Here is a 25,193-nt window from a genome sequence, read left to right on the forward strand (position 1 = left end):
CATCCCGACTACGACATTCATTTGCTCCGCCGATGCGGCGGAGCAACGGCAACGAAGCGCCGTCGCGTGGCCGCGATCGACACCCGGTCGCCTGTTCGCCCGCCGGCGCGCATGCGTGTCCCCCGAGAAAAGGCGGCCCGATTCCGACGCGCCGGCACTGCGTGGCCGGAATCGAACCCGTCAACAGGAACTGCGTTCCCGAGCGCACCGGGCGCCGGCTGACCCCCAACCCTGCCGGTTCTGTCCCGCCGCTCATCAACCAGTCTATTTCACGCGCGTCGTTCGGCAATCCGACATTGGCCGCGCGACGTCGTAAGACCGCCCGTCCGCCCGCCCGGGCCATCCTCGACCTTGGTCGCGGGCGGTGCGGCATCGTCGCCTGCACCGGCCGGAAAGGCTCGCGACGACACTGCGATCGCAGCAGTTCACGTCGTCAGCGGTCCTGCATTACCATCATGCGTTCGCCGCGCCTGCCCGCCTCCGGCAGCCGGGCTCCGTCACCTTCCGCTCCCGCTCCGATGCTCGCTCTCGTCATCCTCGCCGGCCTGTGGGCCGGACTGCAGAACACCCTGGCCGGCGGCGGCTCGTTCGTCACGCTGCCCGCGCTGATCGTGTCGGGCATGTCGCCGCTCGCGGCGAACATCACGTCGACGGTCGCGCTGTTTCCCGCGCAGGTCACGACCGGCTGGGCGAGCCGCAAGATGGTGCGCGGCGTGGGCAGGCTGTCGTTTCGCGCGATGTTCGTCATCAGCGTGGTCGGCGGTGCGCTCGGCGGGCTGCTGTTGCTGAAAACGCCGTCGTCGATCTTCTCGCGCCTCGTGCCGTGGCTCGTGCTGTTCGCGACGATCGTGTTTGCGTGGGGCAGCTTTTTCCGCAAGCCGAGCGAAGGCTCGGCCCACCTCGGCACCGTCCCCGCCGCGCTCTCGCAGTTCATGATCGCGATCTACGGCGGCTACTTCGGCGGCGGGCTCGGCTTCCTGATGATGGCCGTGCTGACGATGGCCGGCCTGTCGCCGCGCCACGCGATGTCGACGAAGAACGCGCTCGCGGGCGTGATGAACGCATCGGCCGTCGTGCTGTTCCTGACGTCGCCGCACCTGCATTGGGGCAACGCGCTCGCGCTCGGCGGCGGCGCGATCGTCGGCGGGCTGCTCGGCACGTGGGCGCTGCATCGCGTGAACGAACGCGTGCTGCGGATCGGGATTGTCTGTATCGGCGCGGCGTTGACAGTCGGGTTGTTCGTCAAGCCGATCTGACGCGCGCCCATGCCTGCCGCCGTCGCGGCAATTGATGAGCAAACCGCAAGACGTCTTTTCGCAGTCGCTCGACGTCTCAGTTGCTCAACTTCTCGGCCGCTCAGCCGAACGGCCGCACGCCGATCAGCCAGCCGTGCAGGAACCGCGCGAATATCGCCCACACGACGAGCCCGGCCACGATCGCCACGACGTCGCCGGACAGCCTGCCCGCCGGATAGCGCACGCCATCGCGGCGATCCCGCGCGCGCCACACGACGAAATCGACCAGCGCCCACACGAAGAACGCGCCGAACAGCACGACTGCGTGCAGCGTGCCGTTCGCGAGCAGGTGCGCGATGGCCCACACCGCCACGCCGGCCACCATCGGATGGCCGACGAGCGTCTTGATGCGGTTGCCGGGCACGTAGGAGGCGGCGATCAGCACGAACGCGATCGCGGTCAGCATGCCGGTGAGGTGGCGCACGCCGACAGGCGACACCCACAGCAGCGTCGCGCCCTGGCGCGCGATGCCGTACCCCCAGATGATCAGCACGAAGCCGACGATCGACGCGATCGCATAGGGGCCCTTCCAGCGCTTCTCGCCGATCCGCTCGATCGTCGCTGACCGCCAGCCGTCCGCGACGATCCGGATCGAGTGCACACCGAGGAAGATCGCTAAACCGAGAATCAGGACGAGCATCGGCTGTCTCCGTCTGGAATGATGAGTGGGGGAAGCGTCCCGCGCGGCGTACGATGCGCCGTTCGCGGGGCCGGCGGCGAGGCTGGCGAGGGTCGCGCCGGGCACGGGTGCAACCCGCGCCGATCATAAACGCCGAGGCCGCCGTTGTGAAGCATCGGGGATGTTCGGTGCGGCACGCGCTTGACGCATTCGTGACTGTGTCCCTCCCGGCCGCCCTTGTGCCAGCCGGCGCATGTCGCGTGAAGCACCGGGCGACGGCCGGGCCGACAAACGAGGAAAAGTCGCGCGGCTTTCGCTTCGCGCGACGAGCACTAGGTGTGCTTGCGCTTCGCCGGGGATTTCGCTGCCGGTTTCGACGCCGGTTTGGTGGTTCGCTTCGTTGCCGGCTTGGCTTCCTGTGCAGAAGCAGGCTTTGGCGACGCTTTCGATGCGGCTTTGGCGGTTCGCTTCGACGCGGGCTTCGCTTCCAGCGCCGGCTTCGCTTTCGGCACCGCCCTGGCCTTGCGCTTCGGCGGCCCTGCCAGCAACGCCGCGCGATACGCGCTGCGGCACCAGTCGAACAGCGCGCCGGCATCCTCGAGCACGTCGGCCGGCGCTTCGTAATAACCGTCGAGCGAAACCGTGCGCGTGGGCCGCTCGTACGAGAACGGCCCCATTCCCGCCGCGACGAACGCCGGTCGGTTCACGTCATCCACCCGCAGGAACAACGACCCGCGCGACATGAAGCCGAACATCACGCCGTCGAGCCGCATCGCCGCACCGCTGAAGAAGCGCACGACCGTGACGTTGCCAAGCGGCGCGAGCTGATACGCGATCTCCTCGCCGTGCGCCTTTTCCGATTGCCAGCTCATGCGGATGCCCCGCAGCGCTGCGTCCACGCGTCGAGCTCGGCTGCGTCGAAGCCGACCGCCGCCGCGCTCTCGCGAATCTGCCGCCACGTCGCGCGGTCGACCGGAATGCCGCCGGCACCGCGCGCCGCTCGGCTCGCTTCCTCCGGCTCGCCGGGCACCTGCACCGGCACATCGCCCGCCGGCGGCGACGCCTTCGCCCATGCGACGAACGCATCGGCTTCGCGCTGCGCGTCGGCCGCATCGAACGCGTTCGGATCGATCAGCACCGACAGCATCCCGTTGACGATCGCGCTCGTCTTCTGCAGCGTGTCACCGTAGGTCGTATGCCCGCCGACGAGCGCGCCGCCGAAAATCTCGCACATCGCCGCCAGCGCGTACCCCTTGTGCAGCCCGAACGGCAGCAGCGCACCGAACGGCTGTTCATGCATCACGGCCGGATCGTCGGTCGGCTGGCCGCGAGAATCGATCAGCGACCCGGCCGGCACGCGCTTGCCCTGGTTGTACGCGACGCGCGTCTTGCCGTACGCGATCGCGCTCGTCGCGAAATCGAGCAGCAGCGGCGGCTGGCCCGCACGCGGATACGCGGCGCAGAACGGGTTCGTGCCGAAGCGCGGATCGGTGCCGTGCAGCGGCGCGACCAGCAGGTCGCCCGGCACGTTGACGAAATGGAACGACACGAGCCCCGCGCGCGCGCACTGCTCGGCCCAGTGCCCGATGCGGCCGAGATGATGCACGTCGCGCAGCCCGATCGCGCAGATGCCCATGCGTCGGGCGCGCTCGATCCCTTCGACCATCGCCTCGAACGCGATCACCTGACCGAAGCCGCGTCCGCCGTCGATCGTGAGCACCGCGCCGCCGTCGCGCGCGATCGACGCGTGCCCGTTCAACTGCAACTGCCCTTCCCGCCACGACGCGACGTAGTTCGGGATCATCCCGATCCCGTGCGAATCGTGGCCCGCGAGATTGGCGCCGACCAGGTGATCGGCGACGAGCCTCGCCTCACGCTCGCTGCTGCCGGCCCGCTCCCAGAGTGCCGCGACGAATGCATGCAGCGGTTCGGCGCGCATGCGCAGCGGTTCGGTATCGGGCGTCGGCAGTGCGGTCATCGGCAAGGTTCCGTGCGGTTGGGTCGGACAGTGGTCACTACTGCGCGCGAAGCAATCAGCGCGCGGTCGCGATCACGTCCGCGACCGCCGCCGTCAGCTTCTTCGCATACGGCACGTGCAGGAATTCGTTCGGGCCATGCGCGTTCGACTTCGGCCCGAGCACGCCGCACACCATGAACTGCGCGGACGGGAACCCTTCCTGCAGCACGTTCATCAGCGGGATCGTGCCGCCCAGGCCCATGTACGCGCAATCGGCACCGAAGTGACGGCGCGACGCGGCATCGAGCGACGACGCGAGCCACGGCGCGAGATCCGGTGCGCTCCAGCCCGTCGCGGCGCCCGCGTCCGGCTTGAACGTGACCTTCGCGTTGTACGGCGGATCGAGTTCGAGCAATTCCTTCAGTTGCTGCACGGCCTGCGCGGCGTCGACGAGCGGCGGCAGGCGCAGCGACAGCTTGAACGCGGTGCGCGGACGCAGCACGTTGCCCGCATCGGCGAGCGCCGGCAGGCCGGCCGCGCCGGTGACCGACAGCGACGGACGCCACGTCGAATTCAGCAGCGCCTCGCGCGGATCGGTCGTGGTCGGCAGCACCGGCTTGCCGTCCGCGCCGCAGGCCCACGGCAGCCCCTTCCACACGGCGTCGCCGAGGATCGACGCGGCTGCTTCGGCTTCGCGCACACGGCTGTCCGGAATCTCGCAATGGAACACGCCCGGCAGCAGGTTGCCGTTCTTCGCGTCTTCGAGGCGCTCGAACAGCTGGCGCATCACGCGGAAGCTCGACGGCGCGATGCCGCCGAACACGCCCGAATGCACGCCTTCCTCGAGCACCTCGACCTGCAGGTCGCCGGACACGAGCCCGCGCAGAGACGTGGTGAGCCACATCTGGTCGTAGTTGCCGGCGCCCGAATCGAGACACACGACGAGCGACACCTGGCCGAGCCGGTCGCGCAGCGCGTCGACGTACGGCAGCAGGTCGTAGCTGCCCGATTCCTCGCAGGTCTCGATCAGGCCGACGCAGCGCGGCCGCTCGATGCCCTGCTCGTCGAGCGCGCCAAGTGCCGCGAGGCTCGCGTAGATCGCATAGCCGTCGTCCGCGCCGCCGCGGCCGTACAGCTTGCCGTTCTCGTACTTCGGCGTCCACGGGCCGAGGTCCGCGCGCCAGCCGTCGAATTCGGGCTGCTTGTCGAGGTGGCCGTACAGCAGGATCGTGTCGGTGCTGCCCGAACGCGTGGCGGGCGATTCGAAGAAGATCACCGGCGTGCGGCCGGGCAGGCGCACGATCTCGAGCTTCAGGCCCTTCACGGGCTGGCGCTCGGCCCACTGCGCCGCATCGGTGACGACGCGCTCGAGATAGCCGCGCTTCGCCCAGTCGGGGTCGAATGCGGGGCTCTTCGCGGGGATCGCGATGTAGTCGGTCAGGGCGTGGAGGATTTCATCGTTCCACTTGCGCTCGATGAAGGTAACGAGCTTGTCATGGTCGAGGACGGGGGTAGTGTCGACGGAGGTCATGGTGGGGGTGCCTGGATCGGGCTGACGAAAACCCAGATGATACGCCGATGCTCCCGCGCCGGCGCCCCCTGCCCGGTCGCTCCGACCGCCCGCGGGAAGGCGTCGCGCAGCCCCGCCGCACATACCAACGAGCCGAGCCCACCGGCTTCGCACACCGCGATCGCGAGCGGGCTCAGCGAACCGACCATCGGCGCCTGGATCAACGGCAATCGGGAAGGCAGCGTCGTCATCGGAATCGTTCTCGGGGAAGAAGGTGGTCGCGCGCGCCGGCGGCGCGCATTTAATGCGCCCGATATTAACCGACAAACCCGAACCCCGATTGCGGCGCCATTTACGTCACGAATCGATTTACCCGATTCGGGAAAAACGATTATTCACGGCAACTTCAGCAGCGCGATCCCCCCATCCATGGCCAAGGCCAAAAAACACCCACATCCTTGCTGCACGGCCCACTCCCGCCCGCATTCAAACACCGATTCACCGGTTTCAATGATATCCATCAATATTCAAGTTATTAAATACCGGCGTTTACCCTTATTAAAAACCACCCAGGCGATAACATGAACACGTTAATTAAATCGATGATCCGCACCGGAATCGTCGACCGGCGCCGACCCGCGCCACCTCAACCGCAACTCGTCTCGTCAAGGAGCGTCGCATGTCCGATGCCAGCTCGTCCTCCTCCCGCGCCGCCGCCTCCTCGGCCGCGGCTTCCGCGCCGAAAATCGGCGTCATTCCCGCCACGCTGATGGTCGCGGGCAACATGATGGGCTCCGGCGTCTTCATGCTGCCCGCGAACCTCGCCGCCACCGGCGGCATCGCGATCTTCGGCTGGCTGATCACCGTCGTCGGCGCCGTGTCGCTCGCGCTCGTGTTCGCGAAGCTCGCGGCGATCGACCCGGCCGCCGGCGGCCCGTACGCGTATGCGCGCAAGTCGTTCGGCCCGTACATGGGCTACCAGACCAACCTGATCTACTGGCTCGCGAACGTGCTCGGCAACGTCGGCCTCGCGGTCGCCGGCCTCGGCTACCTCACGCATTTCTTCCCGGTCCTGAAAGACCCGCTCGTGTTCGCGCTCGCGCAGATCTTCGTGATCTGGCTGTTCACGTACGCGAACATCCTCGGGCCGAACGTCGTCGGCCGCGTGCAGTCGGTCACGACGATCTTCGCGCTCGTGCCGATCCTCGGGATGGCCGTGTTCGGCTGGTTCTGGTTCAGCAAGGACGTGTACTTCGCCGGCTGGAACGTGTCGGGCACCAACAGCTTCAGCGCGATCGGCGCGACGCTGAACTTCACGCTGTGGGCGTTCATCGGCGTCGAGAGTGCGTCGGTATCGGCCGGCGTCGTCGAGAACCCGTCGCGCAACGTGCCGATCGCAACCGTCGGCGGCGTCGTGCTCGCGGCCGTCTGCTACGTGCTCAGCTCGACCGTGATCATGGGGATGATCCCGAACAAGGCGCTGCTCGCCTCGAGCGCGCCGTTCGCGGATGCCGCGCGCCTCGCGCTCGGCGACACGGCCGCGAACGCGGTCGCGATCTGCGCGGCGCTCGGCTGCCTCGGCTCGCTCGCGGGGTGGACGCTGCTGGTCGGCCAGACCGCGAAGGCGGCCGCCGACGACGGCCTGTTCGCCGGCGTGTTCGCCCGCGTGAACTCGAAGAACGTGCCGTCGGCCGGCCTCGCGATCGTCGCGCTGATCATGTCGGTGCAGGTGCTCGCGACGATGTCGCCGAGCGCGAGCGAACAGTTCGGCAAGATCGCGTCGATCGCCGTGATCATGACGCTCTTGCCGTACATCTACTCGTGCATCGCGATCAAGGTGCTCGGCTACGGCAAGATGCCGTCGCACCAGTTCACGTTCTACACGATCGTCGGCCTGATCGGCGCGGTCTACGCGCTGTGGGCGATGGTCGGCTCCGACGGCCAGCAAACGCGCTGGTCGCTGATCTTCGTCGTCGCGACGATCGTCTTCTACGAGCTGTCGATCAACCGCCAGCGCGAGATCGAGGAAACCCATATCCATCCGGGCGGCCGCTCGCCGCGCTGGGTGCGCTATCTCGCACTCGGCGTGACCATCGCCGCGCTCGCCGCCACCTTCTGGATCTCCGTGGGCCGTCACCAGGCCGACACCCTTCACGCGCGCTCGCCGGCCGTTGCCGCGAGCGTCCAGGCAACCCAGCAAACGGGGGATTAAACAATGACTGCTTCCTTGACCCAACCGGCCTTCCGCCGCCTCGGCATGAAGGCGCTGCTCGTGCAGCACGACATCGATGAACGCACGGCCACCGGGCGCGCCGCGACGGCGCTTGTCGAGGAGCTGCGCGCGCGGCTCGTCGACGTCGTGATCGCGACGTCCGCCGACGATGCGTGCGCGGTGGTCGCCGCCGATCCGGCGATCCAGTGCCTGCTGCTCAACTGGGAACTCGGCAACGACGCCGACCATGCGCCCGCGCGGGCCGTGCTCGACGCGATGCGCGCCCGCAATGCGACCGTGCCCGTGTTCCTGCTCGCGAGCCGCGCGAGCGCGTCCGCGATTCCGGTCGACGCAATGCGCAAGGCCGACGACTTCATCTGGATGCTGGAGGACACCACCGCGTTCATCGGCGGCCGCATCGTCGCCGCAATCGAGCGCTACCGCGAAACCGTGCTGCCGCCGATGTTCCGCGCGCTCGCGCAGTTCTCGCGCGTGTACGAATACTCGTGGCACACGCCCGGCCACACGGGCGGCACCGCGTTCCTGAAATCGCCGGTCGGCCGTGCGTACTTCGAATTCTTCGGCGAATCGCTGTTCCGCTCCGACCTGTCGATCTCGGTCGGCGAACTCGGCTCGCTGCTGGATCACTCGGGCCCGATCGGCGAAAGCGAACGCTATGCGGCGCGCGTGTTCGGCGCGCACCGCACGTATCACGTGACGAACGGCTCGTCGATGTCGAACCGCGTGATCCTGATGGCGAGCGTCACGCGCAACCAGGTCGCGCTATGCGACCGCAACTGCCACAAGTCGGCCGAGCACGCGATGACGATGTCCGGCGCGATTCCGACCTACCTGATTCCGTCGCGCAATCACTACGGGATCATCGGGCCGATCATGCCCGAGCGGCTGACGGCCGCCGCCGTGCGCCTCGCGATCGACGCGAACCCGCTCGTGCGCGGCCGCGACGGCATCGACCCGACGCCCGTGCATGCGCTGATCACGAACTCGACGTACGACGGCCTCTGCTACAACGTCGCGCGCGTCGAAGCCCTGCTCGGCCAGAGCGTCGACCGATTGCACTTCGACGAGGCATGGTACGGCTACGCGCGCTTCAACCCGATCTACCGCGACCGTCACGCGATGCACGGCGATCCGTCGCAACACGACGCGAGCAAGCCGACCGTGTTCGCGACGCAATCGACGCACAAGCTGCTCGCCGCGCTGTCGCAGGCATCGTTCATTCATGTTCGCGACGGTCGCAACCCGATCGAGCACGCGCGCTTCAACGAGGCGTACATGATGCATGCGTCGACGTCGCCGAACTACGCGATCATCGCGTCGAACGACGTGAGCGCCGCGATGATGGACGGCCCCGGCGGCGAGGCGCTGACCACCGACGCGATTCGCGAGGCCGTCGCGTTCCGCCAGATGCTGGCGCGCCTGCATACGGAATGCGCGGAGAACAACGACTGGTTCTTCAACGGCTGGCAGCCCGATAGCGTCGTCGATCGCAAGACGGGCCGGCGCGTGCGCTTCCACGAAGCGGACGAGACGCTGCTCGCCACCGATCCGTCGTGCTGGGTGCTGCATCCGGGCGACACGTGGCACGGCTTCGGCGAGATCGAGGACGACTACTGCATGCTCGACCCGATCAAGGTGTCGATCGTCACGCCGGGTGTCGCGGCGCACGGCGGGCTGATGCCGGTCGGCATTCCGGCGTCGGTCGTCACCGCGTATCTCGACCGACACGGGATCGTCGTCGAGAAGACGACCGACTTCACGATCCTGTTCCTGTTCTCGCTCGGCGTGACGAAGGGCAAGTGGGGCACGCTCGTCAACACGCTGCTCGATTTCAAGCGCGACTACGACGCGAACGCGCCGCTCGAACAGGCGCTGCCCGAACTCGTCGCGCGTTATCCGGAACGCTACGGCAAGCTCGGCCTGCGCGATCTGTGCGACCTGATGTTCAGCGCGATGAGCGACCTGAAGACGACCGAGATGATGTCGCGCGCCTTCTCGACGCTGCCGAAGCCCGACTACAGCCCGGCCGAGGCGTTCGAGCATCTGGTGCACAACGACATCGAGATGCTGGAGCTCGCGGAGATGGAAGGCCGCACCGTCGCGACGGGTGTCGTGCCCTATCCGCCCGGCATTCCACTGCTGATGCCCGGCGAGAACGCGGGGCCGGCCGACGGCCCGCTGCTCGGCTACCTGAAGGCACTCGAGCAATACGACCTGCGCTTCCCCGGCTTCACGCACGACACACACGGTGTCGAGGTCGAGGATGGCGTGTATCGCATCGCGTGCATCAAGCAGAAGGCGCGCGATACCCGCACGCGCTGAGTACGCAATGCAACGCGACGCCGTGCCGCCGCCCGGCGGCGCGCGTCGACACTTGCAGGCGGCGTCGGCCGCTCAGGCGGCCGGCCTCTCGCGGTGACGCGCGATCTTGCGCCACGACGGTTCCATCGGACGAAAACGTCGACAGAAATCGGTACCGCGCTCAGGCGTCTCGTGCGCTTTCGCCGCGACTCATCCCGCGCCGGTACGCGGCCGGGCTCGTCGCCGCGACGCGCCGGAAGTGCCGACGCAGCGATTCCTCGGAACCGAACCCCGCGCGCGCCGCGACCTGCGCGAGCGACAGCGCCGGATGCGCTTCGAGCATGTCCTTCGCGACGTTCACGCGTTCGCGGATCAGCCACGCGAGCGGCGACATCCCCGTTGCATCCGCGAACTGACGCTGCAGCGTGCGCGTGCTCATCGCGGCCTGCGCGGCGAGCGACGCGAGCGTGTGCGGCTCGGCCGCATGCGCGCGCATCCAGTCGATCAGCTTCGCGAGCCGGTCGGTACCGCCCGGCGCGACCGGGCGCGGCACGAACTGCGCCTGCCCGCCGTCGCGATGCGGCGGCAGCACGAGGCGCTGCGCGACGCGGTTCGCGATCGCGCCGCCATGATCGCGGCGCACGAGATGCAGCAGCATGTCGAGCCCCGCCGCCGATCCGGCCGAGGTGATCACCTGCCCTTCGTCGACGTACAGCGCATCGGGATTCACGCGCAGCGCCGGATAACGTGCCTGCAGTTTCTCCGCATAACGCCAGTGGGTCGTCACCGTGAGGCCGTCGAGCACGCCGGCCGCGGCCAGCACGAACACGCCCGAACAGATCGAGCAAAGCCGCGCGCCGCGGCGATGCGCGGCCCGCAGTTTCTTCAGCAGCGGCTCCGGCGGCCGTTCGTCCGGATCGCGCCAGCCGGGAATCACGATGGTGTCGGCGCGATCGAGCGTCGCGAGCCGATAGGGCGCGGCGACCGTGATGCCGCCCGCCGCGCGCACGGGCCCCGGCTCGCTCGCGCAGACCGCGAAGCGATACCAGTCGACCCCGAGCTCGGGGCGTTCGAGGGCGAACAGTTCGACCACGCAGCCGAATTCGAACGTGCAGAGGCGATCGTAGGCGAGCGCGACGACGAGATGATTGTGCATGGCGCGATGTTACCGGAACTTGTCGATCGCGCCACTGCCGCGAAACGCGCCGAACCGCGATACTGCCCCTCATTCCACCGCGTTCCACGCACTCTTCAGGAGAACCTGCCATGTCCTACGTCACCGACGTGCCCGCCGCCGACAGCCCCACCGCCCTCGCGCATTTCGAGGCATCGCTGCGCTTCGAGACCGATTGCTGGGACGTGCACGACGCGCTCGCATCGGGCACGCCCGATTTCGTGCTGCTCGACGTGCGCGGCCCCGATCAGTTCGCCGCCGGCCACGTGCCCGGTGCGCGCAACCTGCCGCGCCGCAAGATCATCGAGAGCAAGCTCGCCGGCTATCCGGCCGGCACGCTGTTCGTCGTCTACTGCGCGGGCCCGCACTGCAACGGCGCCGCACGCGCGGCGATCGAACTCGCGCGCCTCGGCCGGCCGGTCAAGCTGATGATCGGCGGCGTGACGGGCTGGCTCGACGAAGGTTTCGCGTTGAGCAACGAAGTGCAGCCGGCGGAAGCCAAAGCCGGCTGATCGTCATTAAAAACGCAACAATCAATTGCTTGGCCACGGCCTGCACGCAAACGGAAAAAGCGCGATACTCGGTTCCATTGCAGTTCGGATGGAGCAGCAACATGCAGAACGCAGTCCTGATTCAAGTGGCCGGTTCGGTGGCCGCGATCGCGATCTATTTTCTGCCGGCGGTCGTGGCCGACCGGCGTGGCCGGCACGACAAGCTGACGGTCGCGATGTTCAACGCGCTGTTCGGGTGGACCGGCATCGGCTGGCTGATGACGCTGTACTGGGCCTGCCAGCCGAACCCGCGCGCCGATGTCGCGCAGACGATCCTCGCGAAGCGCCGCGGCATCAGCATGCGGACCTTCTCGACCGGTCTCGTCGAACGCGTGCAACGCCGCGTGGCCGCCCAGGAGCAATGGGCGGAGAAGCAAGGCTGCCGTTAAGTCCCTCTTTCCCCTTCAGCTTACCGCGTCGAACTTCGGCATCCTGACGTTGGTCGACGCGCGGTAGTCCCACGCGAGGCCATCGTGCAGCGGTACGCCGCCCGCACGCAGCCACGCCCCGAACGCCCCCGCCGTCACCGCCCGCGCGATCCGCTCGCCCGGGCACCCATGCGGCCCCGTGCCGAAGCCGAAATTCGACCCGGCCGCGCGGTCAGGGATGAATCGTTGCGGATCGCGATGCACGGCCGGGTCGCGGTTCGCAGCGGCCAGCACGACGAGAATCGCGTCGCCCGCCTCGACGGTCACGCCTTCGATCGCCGTGCGCGCTGCGACGAAGCGGCGCGTGTTCTGCACCGGTGAATCGAAGCGCCCGACTTCGGCGACGAATGCGTCGAGCGCGGCATCGTCCGGCGTGACGTGCGCGGCGCTCGCCCCCGCTTCCCCGCTCCACGCCACCAGCGTATTGCCGAGCCATGCGGCCGTCGCCTCGCAGGTCTGCGACAGCAGCCCGACGAGATTCGCGACGAGCGCGCCGCTCGCGTGCCAGCCCGACGCGCGGGCCGCCTGCTGCACGGCGGCAACGAGCGTGCCGTCGTGCGCCTGCGTCTGTGCGACGCGCGCCGTCATCCGGTCGAGCAGCGCTCGCGCAGCGTCGCTCGCGCGGGCCAGTGCCGCGGCATCCGACAACGGCGACAGCGCGGCGACGAAATCCACGACCTGCGCCGCGATATCGTCGAGCTGCGTCTCGTCGAAGCCGAGCAGATCGGCAACCGCGCAAACGGGCACCGTCATGCACCACGCGTTCAGCGCACCGGCATCGCCCGGCGCCGGCAAGCGCCGTGCGGCAATCCGCGCGGCACGGTCGCGCAGCGCCGCCGGGTCGATCGGCGCGAACGCCGCGCGCAGCGCCTGCTTCGGCACGTCGTGCCGCAACGCGCCATCGTTCATGCGCACCAGCTCGCCGAACAGCGCGCCGGCCGTCGTGCCGCGCAAGGCGGGCGGCACGGGGGCGTCCAGCGGGCGAACCCGGCAGGCCGGATGGCCGAGCACGGCCGTCACGGCGGCCGCGCGGCTCGCGACCCACAGGCCGAGCGTGGCGTCGAACGCGAGCGGCGGCCCGTCGACAAGCGCCGCATAGTAGGGATAGGGATCGCGGTGCGTGACCGCTGCGATGGGATCGGTCGGGTTCATGCAGACAGTATCGGGGCCGTGCACGGCCGCATGTTTCGGGCTGACGTGAAATGTCGCGGCGCGGGTAGCCGGCGTGGCGGCATCGCGACGACAGCTGCTCGTCAGGCAGCCGACCGGTAGCGATGCGACTGCATCCGCATGCGGACGCGCCCGGCCGAAATCGCGCGCGGTTCGGCCACCATCGTGTCGTGAGGGAACATTTCCTGGCGGAATTCGCCGTTTTCGTCGAACCACTGGCAGATCAGCCAGTCGCCGTCGTCGAATACGACCGGCCCGGCATAGGTGACGGTCATGCGCGGCCCGCCCGTCTTCAGCGTCACGACATCGCCGACGCGAAACCTGACGCGTTGATTTTCTCGGTTCGTCATCGCTCTCTCAGCATTTTTATATATCGATATTCTCGGCGGACCACCCACTGTCCTTTCGAACGTGCCGCAGATTATCAATCAAATAATCAGCCGGCAACTCCCGCGTTCGAAAACATACTGACCAAGGAAATGCAACAATGCGCGGCATCGACGCGCATGGCGAGCGCCCGATCGCCCGGTCCGGCGCGGTTTGTGCGCCGGCGCCGGTCGAACGGGCGGGAATGCGGAGAATAGACGATGTATTTTGCATCGTCACCGACGTTTATTTCAGACGCGAAATCGGTTGATTATTGTCAAGCAGACTTCAATTGGAAACGATCCCACGATTTATCTGCGCTCATTTCCCGAACAAAACCGGCGAATTATCGGGTGACGCAAACCAGCGGTTGATATCGCGCCCGGGTACGGCCGCTTGCGTAAACGTAAACGTGCCGTCCTGCACCATCTCCTTCGCCGCGCGCAGAAAGGCGCCGAGCGCGGCCCGCGCCAGCGCGCCGCCGACGCTCACGCGCTTCACGCCGAGCGCCGCCAGCGCGTCGAGGCTCAGCAAGCCGCCCTGCAGCCCCATCACGACGTTCACGGGCGCACCGACCGCCCGCGTCACCGCCGCGATGTCGTCCGCCTCGGTGATGCCCGGCGCGTACAGCACGTCGGCGCCGGCGTCGCGATAGGCGACGAGCCGCGCGATCGTGTCGGCGAGGTCGGGGCGGCCATGCAGGTAGTTTTCGCAGCGCGCGGTCAGCGTGAACGGAAACGGCAGCGCGCGTGCCGCGTCGACGGCCGCCGCGATACGCTCGATCGCCGCATCGCGTGCGTAGATCGGCGCGTCGGCGCGGCCCGTCGCGTCCTCGATCGAACCGCCCACCGCGCCGGCCTCGGCCGCGAGCCGGATCGTTTCGGCCACCGTGTCGGGCGCGTCGCCGAAGCCGTTCTCCAGATCCGCGCTGACGGGCAAGCCGCCCGCGGAGACGATCTCGGCGATGTGATCGAGCATCGCGTCGCGGTCGATCGCGTTGTCGGGCTGCCCTTTCGAAAACGCGTACCCGGCACTCGTGGTCGCGAGCGCCTCGAAGCCGGCCATCGCGAGCAGGCGCGCGGTGCCCGCGTCCCACGGGTTCGGGATGATGAACGCGCCTGAGCGTGCATGCAGGGCGCGGAAGGCTTCGGCTTGGCGGGCTTGCAGGTCGGAACGGGTCATCGCGGACTCCGGAAGGAAGTTGACGACCGAGCTTACGCCGGTCGTGCACGCGACGTTTCAGCGTTCGCCGAAATGTCGTCGCGCGACCGGGAAAACCCGGCGCGCCGACCGTACGCCCGCAGCCGGCCACGCGCGGGCCGGCGCCGCCACCTGCCCGTCGCCGGCCCACGGTCGTTCAAGTCGTTGCGGGCGGCCCGCCGTCGATGCCGAGCAACACGTCGGTGACGGCCTCGGAGAAGCGCATTGCGCGGCTGTCGATCCGCACGTCGTCCGGATTCGACGGATTCCGCGTGGCGTGCGGCACGCCGTGCGCGAGCAGCACCCGCGCGCAGGCCTCCCAGTCGGCCGCGCCGACCTGCTCCGGTTCGTTGACGGATGCCCACGACAACGTGCCGAGCGCGTCGCTCCCGAACCCGTGGAGGTCGCGCCAGTTCGCGCCGTGCGCGAGCAGGAATGCCAGCAAGTCCGCGTCGCCGCGGAACACCGCATGATTCAGCGCGCTCGCGTCCCAGTCGCCGCCCCGCGCGGCGATCGGCCAGCCCAGTTCGACCATCACCTTCACCGCGTCGCCCGAACCCCATGCCGCGGCGTCCGGCAGCAACCGCAGCCGTTCAGCGGGCAGCGCGCCGGGCAGTTCGGGATGCCGCGCCTGGATGCGCCGCGCATCGTCGGCGTCGGCACGCGCGCAGGCCGCCACGAACGCGTCCGCCGCGTCGAGCGCCTCCTCCGCGCCGGCCGCACGCAACAAGGCCGCGACGTCGGACAGCCCGGTCTGCATCGCCAGCCGGTACGCACTGATACCTGCGGGCGTTTGCGCGCGGGGATCGGCGCCGGCCGCCAGCAGCGCGGCAACGTGGCGCGCCGAGCAGCGCACGCCGATCGCCCGCAACAACGGTGCGCCCCAGGTCTGCGCGAGCCCCGCGCCCGGCGGCTCGTTCGGGTCGCCGCCATGCGCGAGCAGCAGTTCGAGCGCGTCGGCATCGCGCATGTCGAACGCGCGCCGCAACGCATTCGTCCCGCTCACCCGCGCGCCGTGTTCGAGCAGCACGCGCGTGCAGGCCGGATTCTCCACCGAGTGATACAGCGATTCGCCGTCGTTCGGGTCGGCGCCGGCCTCCAGCAGCATCGCGGTGAGCACCGGATCGCGATTGACGCCCGCCGCGCCGTACAGCGCCGACAGCGGCCCCGCTTCGTCGGGCTCGGCGAGCGACGCAGGCGGAAAGCGGTTGCCGATCCGCTGGTTCGGATCGGCGCCGGCATCGAGCAGAAGACGCGCGCAGGCGCGCAGCCTGGCGGCGAACCTGGGAAGCTGCCCGAGCCGCGAATGCGTGACGGCGACCAGCGGCGGCAGCTTCAACGCGCCGCCGGCGCGCGCGATCCAGCCGGGATCGGCGGCCAGCGCCGCCTTCACGGCGTCGAGGTCGCCGGCCGCGCAGGCGATGGTCGGATCGTCCGCGACGAGCTCGGGATGGTCGAGCAACAATTGCGCGGCGACGCGCGGCCGGGGCGCGTCGAAGCCGCCGGTCACGTCGCCGCCGTATGCCAGGTCGAGCCAGCGGCGGACGAGCTGCGCGCGCTGTTGCCCCGCCAGCGCGTGCGTTTCGACGAACGCGCCGAGATCGGCCCATGACGCAAAGCCGTACTCGCGCGCAATGCAGGATTGCGCGTCATGCAGCCGAAGCCCGAGCGCGAGCGCTTCGTCGTGCGTGCGGTTCGCGGCGGCGGGAAGAAACCGGACAAAGCGCGCGACGGCATCGGCGTCGCCTTGCCGGTACAGGCGCAACAATGCCTTGGCCTGCTTTTTCAGATGATCGGGATTGGCCTTGGGAGGCAGCTTTTTCATGCGAATCCTCGTGCAGTGAATGGCCGAAGGTCCGCAATACCGCCAGCACAAAGGACAGGGGGAAAGCTGAATTCGCTGCGACAGGTGGGTTCAACCCTTTCCGCGGACCCGGAAGCGACCTGCATCGCTGCCCGGTATCCTAGGCGACGGCCGGCGGCGACGTCAACCGCGCCGCGCCACGCGGCGGCCATGCTCAGCCGCGAGCTTCTTCGTCAGGAAAATGCGCGCGTGGCCGACCGGATAATCCGGCAGCTCGCCGAAGCGGACATAGCCGCGTTTCTCGTAGAACGGCCGTGCCTGGAAGTCGAACGTATCGAGCCACGCACTGTGGCAGCCGCGCGCGACGGCCTCCGCCTCGGCCAGATCCATGATGCGCGTGCCCGCGCCCTGGCCGCGCGCGGCCTCGGGCACCACGAGCAGGTCGACATGCAGCCAGCCATACGCCGTGCTGCCCCACAGGCCACCCACCACCGCGCCATCGCCATCGGTCACGACCACGGCCAGCGGACGCGCGTCGATCGGGCCCGCCTGGCTTTCGTTGAACCGGATGAGCGGCGCGACGATCTGCTTGCGCACGTTCGCGTCGCCCGTATCCGTCACCTCGTATGTGAACGTCATCGGTTGAATCCGCTTGAATCCTGAATGAGGAAGGGGCGACGCCGCACGCACCGCGTCAGACGACGTACGCGCCCTTCGCGTGCAGTTCCGCTTCCGTGCGCTCGAGCGCGGCGATCGCATCGCTGCCTTCGAGCGCCAGCAACTGCGCGACCAGCGCTTCGGCCATCGCATGCGCGGCCACCAGCGACGGGAAGAACGACGGGCTGTCGTGCGTGAAGATCAGTTGCGCATCCGCGTGCAGTGCGATCGGCGACACCGCGCTATCGGTGATCGCGACGATCCGGCTGCCCTGCGCCTTCGCGGCCTGCGCGACGCGCGTCGCTTCCTGCGAATACGGCGCGAAACTGACGACGACGGTCACGCTCTGCTTCGCGATCGTGCGCAGCTCCATCTCGAGCGAACCGGCGACGCCATTGAGCAGCGACACGGTCGGACGGAACAGCCGGTAGCCGTACACGAAGCCGAACGCGACCGGATAACACGAGCGAAACCCGCGACGTGCACGTGCGACGCCTTGCGGATCAGCTTCGCGGCATCGGCGAGCGCGTGCTCGTTCTGCGCGGCGGTGGCCGACAGGTTGTGTTGTTGCGCGGCGAGCAGGTCGTGCGCGAGCGACGCCTGCGCGTCGGGCCGCACGAGCGAGCGCGCCCGCTGCGTGAGCGGCTCGGGGCGCGTGCGCACGCGCGCCACGCACAGGTCGCGCAGCTCGTTCCAGCCGGGGAAACCGAATTGCTGCGCGAGCCGCACGAGCGAGGCGGGCTGCACCTGCGCGCGCTGGGCGACCTTGCGCATCGACGAGGTGGCGACTTCGTCGGGATGATCGAGCAGGAAGGCAGCGCCCGCCTGGAATTGCGGGCTCAGCTCGGAAAATTGCGCCCGGATCCGGGACGCGAGTTCGTCGAAATTGGCGGCCATCTTGGTGGGAACGGGAACCGGTCGTCCATGGTATCACCGGCCCCGCGCGCACCGGTCAGCGCAGCACTTCGACGTGATCGGCGTCGACCTTCACGCTGCCCGACCATTTGCGCTCGAATTCGCCGGTCACCTTCACTTCGTTCTTGTCGCTGACGGGCTGGCCGGTCGCCCACAGCTTGCGGTCGATCTCGACGCGGATCGTGCCGGTCGCATCGGCGAATTCGTAATCCTCGCCGCCTACGTGCTTGACGATGCGGCCCTGCAGCTGCACGTGCTGGTCGTCCTTGCCGTTCGCAAGCAGTTCCTTCACGGTGGTCGTCGTCAGCGTGGACGGCCCCGTGTATTGCGCGTAGACGGCGGCGGGCAGCGTGGCGAGCGCAACCGTCAGGATTCTGGCCAGGTGTTTCATGATCGTGGTCCTCTTTTTCGATGTGACGCCGCGCCCGTTGAACGCGACGGCGCCAGATTACGGACCGTAAGATTAAGCAAACCTGAAGGTCGTCCGGAAGCGGCGTGGTGCCGCATCGGACGCATGGGCGCGCCCGCCGTGCGCCGCCCACGTTTAAGCTGCGCCTAAGACACGGGCGCTTATCATGGGAACCCCGGGTGCCACGGCGCCCCGTTGAAGAGACACGAATTCATGCGCGTATTGCTCGTCGAGGATGATCCGCTGATCGGCAGCGGGCTCGAACAAGGCCTCAAACAGGAAGGCTTCGCGGTCGACTGGGTGAAGGACGGCGACGCCGCGTCGCTCGCGCTGCGCGCGACCGGCTACGGCCTGCTGCTGCTCGATCTCGGGCTGCCGAACCGCGACGGCCTGTCGGTGCTCGCCGCGCTGCGCCGCCGCGACGAAACCCTCCCGCGATCATCATCACCGCGCGCGACGGCGTGCCCGACCGCATCGCGGGCCTCGACAGCGGCGCGGACGACTATCTCGTCAAGCCGTTCGAGCTCGACGAGCTGCTCGCCCGCATCCGCGCCGTGAGCCGCCGCCACGCGGGCCGCGCGCAGACGACGCTCGTGATCGGGCCACTGCGGCTCGACCCCGTCAAGCACCTCGTCTGGCTCAACGACGACGAAGTGCCGCTGTCGCCGAAGGAGTTCGTGCTGCTGCACGAGCTGATGCGCGACCCGGGCGCGGTGATCTCCCGCGAGCAGTTCGAGGAACGGCTGTACAGCTGGGGCGAGGAAATCGAGAGCAACGCCGTGCAGGTGCACATCCACAACCTGCGCAAGAAACTCGGCCACGACATGATCCGCACGGTGCGCGGCGTCGGCTACCGGATCGGTGACGGCGCATGACGCGCATCCAACGGGCGATCTCGCGCTGGCGCAACACGTCGCTGCGGCGGCGCCTGCTGACGTGGCTGATGCCGGCCGCCTGCGTGATCGGCCTCGTCGCGAGCGCGGGCACCTACTGGGGCGCGCTGCGCGAACTCGACGACCTGCTCGACGACCAGATGCGCAGCATGTCGAAGCAGATCGTCGTCGGCCCGAACGGCGAGCTGTCGTTCAGCAACCATGCCAACGGCAAGCACGGCTTCGAAGCGAGCGACCCTGACGCGGTGCTGCTGCAGGTCTGGCGCAATGGCGCGCTCGTGTATTCGACCGACCGCGATTCGAAACTGCCGCCGCCCGAGCAGAAAGGCATCGCGAGCGTCGACGTCGACGGCCAGCCGTGGCGCACCTATGTGACCGAGCGCGGCGGCACGACGATCCGGCTCGCGCAGGCACGCCATGCCCGATGGGAAGCGATCGCGGGCATCGCCGTGCACCTGCTGTGGCCGGTGTTCTCGATGCTGCCGCTGCTCGCGATCGGCCTGTGGTTCGGTATCGGCGCGGGGTTGCGGCCGCTGCGCACGATCGCATCCGGCCTGAAACGCAGGAATGCGAACAATCTGGAGCCGGTCGACGTCGGCTCGATGCCGAACGAAGTCCGGCCGCTCGCCGAAGCGATCAACGATCTGCTCGCGCGCCTCGACCGCTCGTTCACGCTGCAGCGTCACTTCATCGCCGATGCCGCGCACGAGTTGCGCACGCCAATCATGGGGCTGTCGATCCAGTCGCAGCTGCTGCGGCGCGCGGCGACCGCCGAGGAACGCGAGCACATCCTCGCGCAGATCCAGGCGGGCACGACGCGCCTCGGCCACCTTGCCGAGCAGTTGCTGACGCTCGCGCGCCTGGAGCCCGACGCGCAGGCGGCCGCCTCCGCGTCGGCGCCCGTCGATCTCGCCGCGCTGTGCCGGTCGGTGGTATCGGATCGCACGCGCGTCGCCGACGCGCACCGGATCGATCTCGGCGCGATCGTGTCGACGCCGGTGATGACGTCGGGCAATGCGGACACGTTGCGCGTGCTGCTGAACAACCTCGTCGACAACGCGATCCGCTATGCGGGCGACGGTGCGCGCGTCGATGTATCCGCGCGATCGACGGCACGACGCCCGTGCTCGAAGTCGCCGACGACGGCCCCGGGATCCCGGAAGCCGAACGCAACGACGTGTGGGAGCGCTTCTATCGCGGCGAGGGCGCGCAGGCCGCCACGTCGTCGGGCAGCGGGCTCGGACTGTCGATCGTCAAGCGGATCGCCGAACAGCATCGCGCGACGGTCGCGCTCGGCACCACGCACGGCGGACGCGGGCTGACCGTCACGGTGCGCTTTCCGCAGCCGGCCTGACGCGCCGGCGCCGCACGACGCACGGCTTTTCCACAGATTGTGTTGGCAAGCTTGTGGACAACCCTCCATTAACGACACCAAGCCCTTGATCGGAAAGGGTTTGCCGGTCGTGCGCGGCAAATACGCCAGGACGGGTCAGCCCACCACCCGACTCGGTTGTCGTCGACGATTCGCTCGATCCGCAGGCCGGTCGAGGTTTCGAGGATGCTGGCGTGATGCTCGACGCGGCAAATGTTACCGGTTCCGCATCGCGTCGCCAGTTTACCCACCCGGTTTCGTTCAACGACATTCATTCGCCTAATTGACAACTAGTTGCCCAATAGGTAAAGTAGTTGTCAATTTATCCCGCGTACCGAACATGACGAAATCCGCGAAGTTGACCACCGTCGCGCTGTCCGTATTCCGCTTGAACGGCCTGCTGATCGAATGGGGCAACGCCTTTGCCGGGCCGCACGGCCTGACCAGTGCGCGCTGGCAGGTGCTGGGCGCCATCTCGCTGGCGCCGGAAGCGCCGAACATCCCGCAGATCGCCGACGCGATGGGCATTACGCGGCAGGCGGTGCTGAAACAGGTCAACGTGCTGACCGACGAAGGGCTGGTTGAGTCGCTTCCCAATCCGGCACACAAGCGTTCCCCGTTGTACGCGCTGACGCCCGCGGCGAGGCGGCCTATCAGGCCGTGGTCGGGCAGTGGCAACAGCATGTCCGCAGCATCGCCGGCGATTTCAGTTCGGCTGACCTGGATGCGGCGATCCGCGTGCTGTCGGCGATGTCCCGCGCGCATGGCGCCGATGCATCGACGTGAGCGCTCAATCACCTCTCACACCCACAGGAGTTCCCATGCCTCATTTCAAGCCGATGGATCCGGCCTTTCCGATCCAGCAACAGATCGCCATCGACGCGGAGCCGGTCGTCCTCGTCAACGTGTTCACGCTTGCCGCCGCCGACGAAGCGGACTTTCTTGCCGTGTGGAAGGACGACGCCGAATTCATGAAGCGACAGCCGGGATTCATCTCGACCCAGTTGCATCGCGCGCTCGGCGACAGTCCGACTTACTGAACTACGCGATCTGGGAATCGACCGAAGCATTTCGCGCGGCCTTCACGCATCCCGAGTTCGTCGCCAAGCTGTCGGCCTATCCGTCGTCCGCCGTCGCGAGCCCGCACCTGTTCCAGAAAGTCGGCGTGGCCGGTATCTGCACGGCGTGAGGGCATGACCTGCCCGGCGAAGTTTAAGAAAACATCCCGGCGGCTGGTTGTCCGGTCCAGTAATCAATCGTCCCTGGCGAGCGGCCCAAACCCGTTTGCAGAAGCACGTTGTACCCATCCGGTTGGGGGCTCGATCGTCCCCGGCGGCAAATGCCCTATCCCCAAATACCGATGCGGTTGTTCGGCATAGCCAAGTGCGTTGCTCTGATCATCGCGTCAAAGTACGACGCGAAAGTGTGAAGAACTTTGCCTGCCGCTACAACAAACGGTAGCCACCCAGCCCTGTCTACTATTGAGAGGCATGCGAACAGCGACAAGCTGCGGCGACTCAGCGCACGCCGATGCGTCTCCCGGTGCATGTCTGCCTGGAAGTTGAATCATGGCGTGCTTTCCCTGTTCCGCTCACTCAAGCAACCAGCCGTTATCGCCCTCGACCAGCGTGCCGCCGTGGCTGGTGGTGTCACCCTCGCGGGCGACCGCCCGACCGCCAAACGTGGTTACGCCCCCGGTGACGATGACAGCACCGCAACTCGTAGAGTCACCGACACAGGCGCTTTTCTCCCCCGACTGTCACGCCGTCCGTGCCGCTGATAACAGTTCGGGTCCGTTGCAACGGACAGACATGGCGATGGCCGACAAGCACAACGGGTCGCATAAAAATCTCCGAGGGTGATATTGATCAGCCGTTACTTTCCAGCGGCGGCACTCTGTTCGCCCACATACTTCCACTGGAAGCTGAAGGGGTCACGCCCCGGCTCCCCGGCAGGTTCGGCAGTGAATCACCTTCCTTGACGAACACTTCGTAATAGCCGCCGAGCCGTTCGATACTCTTGCCCGTCGCGGCCCAATAGCCGGTCTTTGGCGCGTAGTCACCTGGACGGGCGTACGGCAGCGCTGGAACCTGCGTACGGGCATCCACTTCGCCGAGGAATTCAATGTGCCGACCCTCACGCGCTTCTTCATCGGTCGGCTTGTAGACCCTGAAATAGAGGCGGTTCGACGGCGCGTTATCCGTGATCGGATACATCATCCAGCCCCTGCCCTGCGAATCCGGACGTTCCTGAGCCTTGCGGATCTCAGCCCAGTCGTGCTTCGGATGCCAGTAGACGATTTCATAAACGTGATTGCCTGGAAGGAACTGGGTGTTCACGATCACAAACTCACTAGGGAAACGCTGATCAATGGACCAACTTCCGAAGTTGCAGGCGAGATGGCTTCAAATTTTCTGGATGACGAAGCGAATCGGCGCTCAATTCAGTGAATTTGGCGCGTAAGCGAGCCTCCCCTGCTCGCATTTTTCATACGCATGACGGACTGCTCCCATGGACCGATCGCAACAGATTTCGCGCAATCACCAGATTCGCCAGAGCGAACAGGCTGAACAGTTGCGCGGTGTTCTTGGCCAAGCCCTTGTATCGGGTCTTGCGATGCTGAAACAGATTCTTGACGATATGAAACGGATGCTCAACCCGCGAACGGATCTGCGCCTTGGTTCGCTCGAGCGCGATCACCAGGTCCTTCAGCGCTCCTTCTTGCATCGCCTTGATCTTTCCCCGCCTGGCAGCGACGTGCCACTTCACGGCCTTGCCCGCCATTTCCTCGCGCTTGTCGACGCCAATGTAGCCCGCGTCGGCGAACACCTGCTCTTCATGCCCGTGCAGCAGGGCATGAGCTTGCGATACATCCGACACGTTGGCCGCCGTGCCAACCACACTGTGAATCAGGCCCGAGTCGGCGTCGACGCCAATGTGGGCTTTCATGCCAAAGTGCCATTCGTTGCCCTTCTTCGTTTGATGCATTTCCGGGTCACGGCTCTTCCCGGCATTCTTGGTCGACGGCGGCGCTTCAATGATCGTCGCGTCAACCAGCGTGCCTTCCTTCATCATCAGCCCACGCTCGCACAGCGAGATGCCAATCTCGTCGAACAACTTCCGTGTCAGTTCGTGTTCGATCAGCAGGCGCCGGAACTTCAACAGCGTGGTTGCATCAGGCACGTTCTCGATCGCCAGATCGATGCCGGCGAAGGCTCGCAGCGTGATGCTGTCATACAGCGCGTCTTCCAGTCCTTCGTCCGACAGTCCGTACCACTGTTGCACGAAGTAGATTCGCAGCATCCGCTCAAGGCCAATCGGCGGGCGACTCGCGTGCCCTTCGGATAGTGCGGTTCGATGGCCGACAGCAAGCGCTGCCACGGAACGACCTTCTCCATCTCTTCCAGGAAGCGTTGGCGCCTCGTCACTCGCTTCTTGCCTGCAATTTCCGCTTCCGCGAAGCCGATCTGCCTCTTCATCGTCGTGGGTCCGTTCCGTGAGCTGTCTTCTAAACGTCCTCGGCTACGTCTGCGATGACCGCCGAGCCGAATAAATCAGCGTTTCCCTAACGCATGTAGACTGCCTTTAGAAGCTCCCCGCCATCAACGGTGTAAATATATGTCACCCCACGTCCATTCTTATACATCCCTTTGTCCGCAACCTCAAACGGCACTCCGTTTACCTCATAAGCCGGACGAGGGATAAATGAAATTGCGACCAATCTTTCGTCCCTCCCAAAATCAATCGAGACGTTGTAATTCTTTAGAGACCACTCACCTTTTGAAAACTTTCGGAATTCAGCCAAAGCCAAGCCAAACACTTCGAAACATTCGCCACTGCAAGAGACATCGCTTGGATATCTAGCGGCCAATTCAAGAACATCATCTTTGCTGTAGCTCACAAGTGCCTCCCATGACTGTATAAAACTTGACCTTACCACTTGACGTACCTAGGCACGAACGACGGCACTCCTTCTTGAGCGTTGTAAGAGCACTGACTTCTTTACCTCTTCTTGATAAACCATCGCCGTTGAAGTCATCCCCACTTGGATTTGATATTCCAACAACTTCTCCGTTAGACCCCGTCACGGAATAATCTCCATGAGTACGACAATTGCCTACAATAGTCGCCCCTTCGGCACTTGCAGTAATGCCAAAGCAGGGGTGAAGGTTCAGCTCTACCAGGAATTGGAACAGAATAGTCGAGAAGTACCGTCCAGCCTTTTCATAAAGCAGACCACCGAATTCCTTGTTCATCCCAATTAATCAATTATCTCAATACATCTCCCTACGTCGACACGCCTTGCAAGCAACTCTTCAATCTGCCCAACCCTCAATAG

Annotated in this window: 23 protein-coding genes and 6 pseudogenes; 10 read left to right on the plus strand and 19 right to left on the minus strand. The window is 66.8% G+C overall.

What is annotated here, in order from left to right:
* Positions 1-518: 518 nt before the first annotated feature.
* Positions 519-1,256 (plus strand): sulfite exporter TauE/SafE family protein, encoded by a 738-nt coding sequence (locus tag CFB34_RS14315; RefSeq protein ID WP_089441924.1) that lies wholly within the window; start codon positions 519-521, stop codon positions 1,254-1,256.
* Between the two features lie 100 nt (positions 1,257-1,356).
* Here the strand turns inward: CFB34_RS14315 and CFB34_RS14320 are convergent, their stop codons facing one another.
* The 6 genes and pseudogenes from CFB34_RS14320 to CFB34_RS39040 all read right to left on the minus strand — a co-directional run bounded on the left by CFB34_RS14320 (position 1,357) and on the right by CFB34_RS39040 (position 5,902).
* The gene (locus tag CFB34_RS14320; protein ID WP_089441923.1) at positions 1,357-1,935 is read right to left on the minus strand and encodes an NnrU family protein; all 579 of its coding nucleotides are present in this window, start codon (positions 1,933-1,935) and stop codon (positions 1,357-1,359) included.
* Between the two features lie 311 nt (positions 1,936-2,246).
* A complete protein-coding gene (locus CFB34_RS14325; protein WP_089442222.1) occupies positions 2,247-2,786 on the minus strand; it encodes a TfoX/Sxy family protein in 540 nt (179 codons plus the stop codon).
* Positions 2,783-3,892: a malate/lactate/ureidoglycolate dehydrogenase gene (locus CFB34_RS14330; RefSeq protein WP_089441922.1), complete on the minus strand. Its 1,110-nt coding sequence runs from the start codon at positions 3,890-3,892 to the stop codon at positions 2,783-2,785. The genes CFB34_RS14325 and CFB34_RS14330 overlap by 4 nt, the downstream gene beginning before the upstream one ends.
* A 55-nt stretch (positions 3,893-3,947) precedes the next feature.
* Positions 3,948-5,402: a M20 family metallopeptidase gene (locus CFB34_RS14335; RefSeq protein ID WP_046548379.1), complete on the minus strand. Its 1,455-nt coding sequence runs from the start codon at positions 5,400-5,402 to the stop codon at positions 3,948-3,950.
* Between the two features lie 113 nt (positions 5,403-5,515).
* Positions 5,516-5,632 (minus strand): annotated as a pseudogene (locus CFB34_RS14340) (2-nitropropane dioxygenase); the annotation flags it as partial.
* 144 nt (positions 5,633-5,776) lie between these two features.
* Positions 5,777-5,902, minus strand: coding sequence for a hypothetical protein (locus CFB34_RS39040; protein WP_256979878.1), 126 nt, complete (start codon positions 5,900-5,902; stop codon positions 5,777-5,779).
* 158 nt (positions 5,903-6,060) lie between these two features.
* Between CFB34_RS39040 and adiC the strand changes: the two genes are divergently transcribed.
* Both adiC and CFB34_RS14350 read left to right on the plus strand, forming a co-directional pair.
* Entirely contained in the window at positions 6,061-7,593 is a 1,533-nt protein-coding gene (gene adiC, locus CFB34_RS14345) for an arginine/agmatine antiporter (protein ID WP_089441921.1), read from the plus strand.
* Between the two features lie 3 nt (positions 7,594-7,596).
* Positions 7,597-9,936 carry an Orn/Lys/Arg decarboxylase N-terminal domain-containing protein gene (locus CFB34_RS14350; protein ID WP_089441920.1) on the plus strand — a complete coding sequence of 780 codons (2,340 nt, stop codon included), beginning with the start codon at positions 7,597-7,599 and terminating at the stop codon, positions 9,934-9,936.
* A 160-nt stretch (positions 9,937-10,096) separates the two neighbouring features.
* Here CFB34_RS14350 and ftrA read toward each other — a convergent pair whose 3' ends face one another.
* Positions 10,097-11,071 (minus strand): transcriptional regulator FtrA, encoded by a 975-nt coding sequence (gene ftrA, locus CFB34_RS14355; protein WP_039360717.1) that lies wholly within the window; start codon positions 11,069-11,071, stop codon positions 10,097-10,099.
* A 110-nt stretch (positions 11,072-11,181) separates the two neighbouring features.
* Here ftrA and CFB34_RS14360 point away from each other — a divergent pair, with 110 nt between their 5' ends.
* Both CFB34_RS14360 and CFB34_RS14365 read left to right on the plus strand, forming a co-directional pair.
* Positions 11,182-11,601 (plus strand): rhodanese-like domain-containing protein, encoded by a 420-nt coding sequence (locus CFB34_RS14360; RefSeq protein ID WP_089441919.1) that lies wholly within the window; start codon positions 11,182-11,184, stop codon positions 11,599-11,601.
* 101 nt (positions 11,602-11,702) lie between these two features.
* Complete coding sequence (locus tag CFB34_RS14365) at positions 11,703-12,029, plus strand: superinfection immunity protein (protein ID WP_089441918.1); 327 nt, start codon at positions 11,703-11,705, stop codon at positions 12,027-12,029.
* A 15-nt stretch (positions 12,030-12,044) separates the two neighbouring features.
* On the opposite strand, the gene CFB34_RS14370 is transcribed toward CFB34_RS14365, so the two are convergent.
* Together CFB34_RS14370 and CFB34_RS14375 are read right to left on the minus strand one after the other, a co-directional pair.
* Positions 12,045-13,220, minus strand: a complete 1,176-nt coding sequence (locus CFB34_RS14370; RefSeq protein WP_089441917.1) for a cytochrome P450 — start codon at positions 13,218-13,220, stop codon at positions 12,045-12,047.
* 101 nt (positions 13,221-13,321) lie between these two features.
* Positions 13,322-13,588 (minus strand): YodC family protein, encoded by a 267-nt coding sequence (locus CFB34_RS14375; RefSeq protein ID WP_089441916.1) that lies wholly within the window; start codon positions 13,586-13,588, stop codon positions 13,322-13,324.
* A 137-nt stretch (positions 13,589-13,725) separates the two neighbouring features.
* On the opposite strand from CFB34_RS14375, the gene CFB34_RS14380 reads away from it, so the two are divergent.
* Complete coding sequence (locus CFB34_RS14380) at positions 13,726-13,875, plus strand: hypothetical protein (protein ID WP_179243748.1); 150 nt, start codon at positions 13,726-13,728, stop codon at positions 13,873-13,875.
* A 50-nt stretch (positions 13,876-13,925) separates the two neighbouring features.
* On the opposite strand, the gene CFB34_RS14385 is transcribed toward CFB34_RS14380, so the two are convergent.
* The 5 genes and pseudogenes from CFB34_RS14385 to CFB34_RS14405 form a co-directional block, all read right to left on the minus strand.
* Positions 13,926-14,786, minus strand: coding sequence for an isocitrate lyase/phosphoenolpyruvate mutase family protein (locus CFB34_RS14385; RefSeq protein ID WP_089441915.1), 861 nt, complete (start codon positions 14,784-14,786; stop codon positions 13,926-13,928).
* 175 nt (positions 14,787-14,961) lie between these two features.
* The gene (locus tag CFB34_RS14390; RefSeq protein ID WP_089441914.1) at positions 14,962-16,629 is read right to left on the minus strand and encodes an ankyrin repeat domain-containing protein; all 1,668 of its coding nucleotides are present in this window, start codon (positions 16,627-16,629) and stop codon (positions 14,962-14,964) included.
* A 162-nt stretch (positions 16,630-16,791) separates the two neighbouring features.
* Complete coding sequence (locus CFB34_RS14395) at positions 16,792-17,247, minus strand: GNAT family N-acetyltransferase (protein WP_242808615.1); 456 nt, start codon at positions 17,245-17,247, stop codon at positions 16,792-16,794.
* 55 nt (positions 17,248-17,302) lie between these two features.
* A pseudogene (locus CFB34_RS14400) lies at positions 17,303-18,162 on the minus strand (MurR/RpiR family transcriptional regulator).
* 55 nt (positions 18,163-18,217) lie between these two features.
* Positions 18,218-18,571 (minus strand): NirD/YgiW/YdeI family stress tolerance protein, encoded by a 354-nt coding sequence (locus tag CFB34_RS14405; RefSeq protein WP_089441912.1) that lies wholly within the window; start codon positions 18,569-18,571, stop codon positions 18,218-18,220.
* 231 nt (positions 18,572-18,802) lie between these two features.
* Between CFB34_RS14405 and CFB34_RS14410 the strand changes: the two are divergent.
* The 4 pseudogenes from CFB34_RS14410 to CFB34_RS14425 all read left to right on the plus strand — a co-directional run bounded on the left by CFB34_RS14410 (position 18,803) and on the right by CFB34_RS14425 (position 22,043).
* Positions 18,803-19,464, plus strand: a pseudogene (locus CFB34_RS14410) (response regulator).
* Positions 19,461-20,836, plus strand: a pseudogene (locus tag CFB34_RS14415) (ATP-binding protein). Before CFB34_RS14410 ends, CFB34_RS14415 begins: the two co-directional pseudogenes overlap by 4 nt.
* Before the next feature lie 358 nt (positions 20,837-21,194).
* Positions 21,195-21,640, plus strand: a pseudogene (locus tag CFB34_RS39185) (MarR family winged helix-turn-helix transcriptional regulator).
* 35 nt (positions 21,641-21,675) lie between these two features.
* Positions 21,676-22,043, plus strand: a pseudogene (locus CFB34_RS14425) (antibiotic biosynthesis monooxygenase family protein).
* A gap of 402 nt (positions 22,044-22,445) precedes the next feature.
* Here the strand turns inward: CFB34_RS14425 and CFB34_RS39190 are convergent.
* The 5 genes from CFB34_RS39190 to CFB34_RS14445 form a co-directional block, all read right to left on the minus strand.
* Complete coding sequence (locus tag CFB34_RS39190; protein WP_347404467.1) at positions 22,446-22,559, minus strand: hypothetical protein; 114 nt, start codon at positions 22,557-22,559, stop codon at positions 22,446-22,448.
* Positions 22,560-22,722: 163 nt separating this feature from the next.
* Entirely contained in the window at positions 22,723-23,193 is a 471-nt protein-coding gene (locus CFB34_RS14430; RefSeq protein ID WP_242808616.1) for a hypothetical protein, read from the minus strand.
* A 148-nt stretch (positions 23,194-23,341) separates the two neighbouring features.
* Positions 23,342-24,333, minus strand: a protein-coding gene (locus CFB34_RS14435; RefSeq protein ID WP_006412423.1) for an IS5-like element ISBmu2 family transposase whose coding sequence is annotated in 2 segments (ribosomal slippage) — positions 23,342-24,183 and positions 24,183-24,333 — 993 coding nt in all. Because the reading frame shifts where the segments join, the coding sequence is not laid out codon by codon here.
* Between the two features lie 86 nt (positions 24,334-24,419).
* Positions 24,420-24,755 (minus strand): hypothetical protein, encoded by a 336-nt coding sequence (locus CFB34_RS14440; RefSeq protein ID WP_143329513.1) that lies wholly within the window; start codon positions 24,753-24,755, stop codon positions 24,420-24,422.
* Positions 24,736-25,110, minus strand: a complete 375-nt coding sequence (locus tag CFB34_RS14445; protein ID WP_242808617.1) for a hypothetical protein — start codon at positions 25,108-25,110, stop codon at positions 24,736-24,738. The genes CFB34_RS14440 and CFB34_RS14445 overlap by 20 nt, the downstream gene beginning before the upstream one ends.
* Between the last annotated feature and the right edge of the window lie 83 nt (positions 25,111-25,193).

This window comes from Burkholderia sp. HI4860 (assembly GCF_002223045.2).
In the GTDB taxonomy this organism is placed as follows: Bacteria; Pseudomonadota; Gammaproteobacteria; order Burkholderiales; family Burkholderiaceae; genus Burkholderia.

Bases quoted from the DNA above. Each gene is read 5' to 3' on its own strand.
- CFB34_RS14315 (WP_089441924.1), top strand. From the start codon at position 519: ATGCTCGCTCTCGTCATCCTCGCCGGCCTGTGGGCCGGACTGCAGAAC.
- CFB34_RS14320 (WP_089441923.1), bottom strand. From the start codon at position 1,935: ATGCTCGTCCTGATTCTCGGTTTAGCGATCTTCCTCGGTGTGCACTCG.
- CFB34_RS14325 (WP_089442222.1), bottom strand. From the start codon at position 2,786: ATGAGCTGGCAATCGGAAAAGGCGCACGGCGAGGAGATCGCGTATCAG.
- CFB34_RS14330 (WP_089441922.1), bottom strand. From the start codon at position 3,892: ATGACCGCACTGCCGACGCCCGATACCGAACCGCTGCGCATGCGCGCC.
- CFB34_RS14335 (WP_046548379.1), bottom strand. From the start codon at position 5,402: ATGACCTCCGTCGACACTACCCCCGTCCTCGACCATGACAAGCTCGTT.
- CFB34_RS39040 (WP_256979878.1), bottom strand. From the start codon at position 5,902: ATGGATATCATTGAAACCGGTGAATCGGTGTTTGAATGCGGGCGGGAG.
- adiC (WP_089441921.1), top strand. From the start codon at position 6,061: ATGTCCGATGCCAGCTCGTCCTCCTCCCGCGCCGCCGCCTCCTCGGCC.
- CFB34_RS14350 (WP_089441920.1), top strand. From the start codon at position 7,597: ATGACTGCTTCCTTGACCCAACCGGCCTTCCGCCGCCTCGGCATGAAG.
- ftrA (WP_039360717.1), bottom strand. From the start codon at position 11,071: ATGCACAATCATCTCGTCGTCGCGCTCGCCTACGATCGCCTCTGCACG.
- CFB34_RS14360 (WP_089441919.1), top strand. From the start codon at position 11,182: ATGTCCTACGTCACCGACGTGCCCGCCGCCGACAGCCCCACCGCCCTC.
- CFB34_RS14365 (WP_089441918.1), top strand. From the start codon at position 11,703: ATGCAGAACGCAGTCCTGATTCAAGTGGCCGGTTCGGTGGCCGCGATC.
- CFB34_RS14370 (WP_089441917.1), bottom strand. From the start codon at position 13,220: ATGAACCCGACCGATCCCATCGCAGCGGTCACGCACCGCGATCCCTAT.
- CFB34_RS14375 (WP_089441916.1), bottom strand. From the start codon at position 13,588: ATGACGAACCGAGAAAATCAACGCGTCAGGTTTCGCGTCGGCGATGTC.
- CFB34_RS14380 (WP_179243748.1), top strand. From the start codon at position 13,726: ATGCGCGGCATCGACGCGCATGGCGAGCGCCCGATCGCCCGGTCCGGC.
- CFB34_RS14385 (WP_089441915.1), bottom strand. From the start codon at position 14,786: ATGACCCGTTCCGACCTGCAAGCCCGCCAAGCCGAAGCCTTCCGCGCC.
- CFB34_RS14390 (WP_089441914.1), bottom strand. From the start codon at position 16,629: ATGAAAAAGCTGCCTCCCAAGGCCAATCCCGATCATCTGAAAAAGCAG.
- CFB34_RS14395 (WP_242808615.1), bottom strand. From the start codon at position 17,247: ATGACGTTCACATACGAGGTGACGGATACGGGCGACGCGAACGTGCGC.
- CFB34_RS14405 (WP_089441912.1), bottom strand. From the start codon at position 18,571: ATGAAACACCTGGCCAGAATCCTGACGGTTGCGCTCGCCACGCTGCCC.
- CFB34_RS14445 (WP_242808617.1), bottom strand. From the start codon at position 25,110: ATGAACAAGGAATTCGGTGGTCTGCTTTATGAAAAGGCTGGACGGTAC.